Genomic DNA, 3,212 nt, shown 5'->3' with positions numbered 1-3,212 from the left:
CCTGGCATCGAGCTATTTTTGCAGGAGGTGTCCCTCCAACTATCGTCGCCGCAGCAGCGTTTCACAACTGAGTTCGGGAAGGGTTCAGAGTGGTTCCACAGCGCCATAGACACCAGGAAAGGCTAATGGGTAATTGGTAATTGGTAATTGGTAAGATGAGTTAGAGGTATTACCAATGAACAAAACCCTGAAGACTGCATAGAATGTTGAAGCGAAACAATGTTAAAGGTGAGGTCAAGCCCTCGGTCTGTTAGTACTCCTCAGCTTCATATGTTGCCACACTTCCACTTAGAGCCTATGAACAGGTGTTCTACCTGTGACCTTACCAGCTTTGTGCTGTGAGAGTACTCATCTTGAGGTGGGCTTCCCACTTAGATGCTTTCAGCGGTTATCCGCTCCGCACATGGCTACCCAGCGTCTACTGTTGGCACAATAACTGGTACACCAGCGGTGCGTCCTTCCCGGTCCTCTCGTACTAAGGAAGGCTCCTCTCAATACTCTTACGCCTGCACCGGATATGGACCGAACTGTCTCACGACGTTCTGAACCCAGCTCACGTACCGCTTTAATGGGCGAACAGCCCAACCCTTGGGACGTACTTCCGCCCCAGGTTGCGATGAGCCGACATCGAGGTGCCAAACCTCCCCGTCGATGTGGACTCTTGGGGGAGATCAGCCTGTTATCCCTAGAGTAACTTTTATCCGTTGAGCGACGGCCATTCCACGCTGCGCCGTCGGATCACTAAGGCCTAGTTTCCTACCTGCTCCACTTGTTGGTGTTGCAGTCAAGCTCCCTTTATGCCTTTACACTCGTCGCACGGTTTCCAAGCGTGCTGAGGGAACCTTTGCGCGCCTCCGTTATCTTTTAGGAGGCGACCGCCCCAGTCAAACTGCCCGCCTGAAACTGTCTCCCGACCGGATGACGGTCGCGGGTTAGAATCCTAGCTGAACTAGAGTGGTATCTCACCGTTGGCTCCGCATCCCCCACAAGGAATGCCTCAGTGCCTCCCACCTATCCTGCGCAAGCTCAGCCCGGACACCATTCCAGGTTACAGTAAAGCTTCATAGGGTCTTTCTGTCCAGGTGCAGGTAGTCCGTATCTTCACAGACAATCCTATTTCGCCGAGTCTCTCTCCGAGACACCATCCAGATCGTTACGCCTTTCGTGCGGGTCGGAACTTACCCGACAAGGAATTTCGCTACCTTAGGACCGTTATAGTTACGGCCGCCGTTCACCGGGGCTTCGGTCGTCAGCTTTAGGGTTGCCCCCTGACCAACTTCCTTAACCTTCCGGCACTGGGCAGGCGTCAGCCCCCATACATGCTCTTACGAGTTTGCGGAGACCTGTGTTTTTGGTAAACAGTCGCCTGGATCTCTTCACTGCGACCCACCTGTTGAGGTGGGCACCCCTTCTTCCGAAGTTACGGGGCCATTTTGCCGAGTTCCTTAGAGAGAGTTATCTCGCGCCCCTTGGTATTCTCAACCTCCCCACCTGTGTCGGTTTCGGGTACGGGTAAAGTATGCTCAACACATTACTAGCTTTTCTTGGCACTCATTTCGACTACTCGGAGTTCGTAAACTCCTCCCAATCCAGTCAGGGTGTAGTCCCCACTCATGCGTCCCTAGCAATGCTCCCATACTTTAGTCAGGGATTGTTGACCCTGTGTCCATCGACTACGCCGTTCGACCTCGCCTTAGGTCCCGACTAACCCAGAGTGGACGAACCTGGCTCTGGAACCCTTGGGGTTTCGGGGCATTGGATTCTCACCAATGTTTGCGCTACTCAAGCCGACATTCTCACTTCTATACAGTCCACACCTGCTTGCCGCTAGTGCTTCTTCCCATATAGAACGCTCCCCTACCGATTACAATGTAATCCCACAGCTTCGGTACATCGCTTAGTCCCATTCATTTTCGGCGCAGGAGCGCTTGACCAGTGAGCTATTACGCACTCTTTCAAGGGTGGCTGCTTCTAGGCAAACCTCCTGGTTGTCTATGCACTCCCACCTCCTTTGCCACTTAGCGATGATTTGGGGACCTTAGCTGGTGGTCTGGGCTGTTTCCCTCTTGACGATGAAGCTTATCCCCCACCGTCTCACTGGCTGTGTCTTCTTCGGGTATTCAGAGTTTATCTCGATTTGGTACCGCTCTCGCAGCCCGCACCGAAATAGTGCTTTACCCCCCGAGTTAATCACAACCGCTGCGCCTCAACACATTTCGGGGAGAACCAGCTAGCTCCTGGTTCGATTGGCATTTCACCCCTAACCACAACTCATCCGCCGATTTTTCAACATCGGTCGGTGCGGACCTCCACTTGGTGTTACCCAAGCTTCATCCTGGTCATGGTTAGATCACCAGGGTTCGGGTCTATAAACACTGATTTGCGCCCTCTTCAGACTCGCTTTCGCTTTGGCTTCGTGCTATCCACTTAACCTACCAGTGCTTATAACTCGCCGGCTCATTCTTCAACAGGCACGCGGTCAGACGTTTAATCGTCCTCCCACTGCTTGTGGGCTTGCGGTTTCATGTTCTTTTTCACTCCCCTTGTTGGGGTTCTTTTCACCTTTCCCTCGCGGTACTGTTTCGCTATCGGTCACACAGGAGTATTTAGCCTTATCTCGTGGTCGAGACTGATTCACATGGAATTTCACGTGCCCCATGCTACTCGGGATTCAGCTGCTATCTTCAAGTTTTCGACTACAAGACTTTCACTTTCTCTGGTGCATCTTTTCAATGCTTCGTCTAACTCTACGATTCGCATCATGCTGTCCCACTACCCCAACAAGCAAGCTTGTTGGTTTAGGCTCTTCCCCGTTCGCTCACCACTACTTGGAGAATCTCGTTTGATTTCTTTTCCTCGGGCTACTAAGATGTTTCAGTTCGCCCGGTTCGCTCTTACCTATCTATATATTCAATAGGCAGTTTTTAGGGTTCCCCCATTCGGACACCTCCGGCTCAATGCTTGCTTCCAACTCCCCGGAGCTTTTCGTTGGTAACCACGTCCTTCTTCGCCTCTGTGTGCCTAGGTATCCTCCGCAAGCCCTTATTAGCTTGACCACTTTTCATTGGTGTCTGGATTTTGTTGATTGTTGAGCTATTTTACTTCGTTGTTAGCTTTTCACTTACAACTTCTCTCACTCAACTCTCAACTACTACCTTTTCGCTTCTCTATGCAGTTTTCAAGGTTCTGGCTGGCTCTTTTCCCAGCAGTCC

General features: G+C 51.7%; 2 rRNA genes. Both read right to left on the bottom strand.

Annotation, left to right across the window (positions count from 1 at the left end):
- Positions 1-117 (bottom strand): 5S ribosomal RNA (rrf, locus tag UYK_RS0110145); the annotation flags it as partial.
- Positions 118-230: 113 nt separating this feature from the next.
- Positions 231-3,056 (bottom strand): 23S ribosomal RNA (locus tag UYK_RS0110140).
- Positions 3,057-3,212 lie beyond the last annotated feature (156 nt).

Source organism: Fischerella thermalis PCC 7521, assembly GCF_000317225.1.
Lineage (GTDB): Bacteria > Cyanobacteriota > Cyanobacteriia > Cyanobacteriales > Nostocaceae > Fischerella > Fischerella thermalis.
Note: the sequence above shows the minus strand (reverse complement) of the source record. Positions and strands in the feature narration are given on the sequence as shown.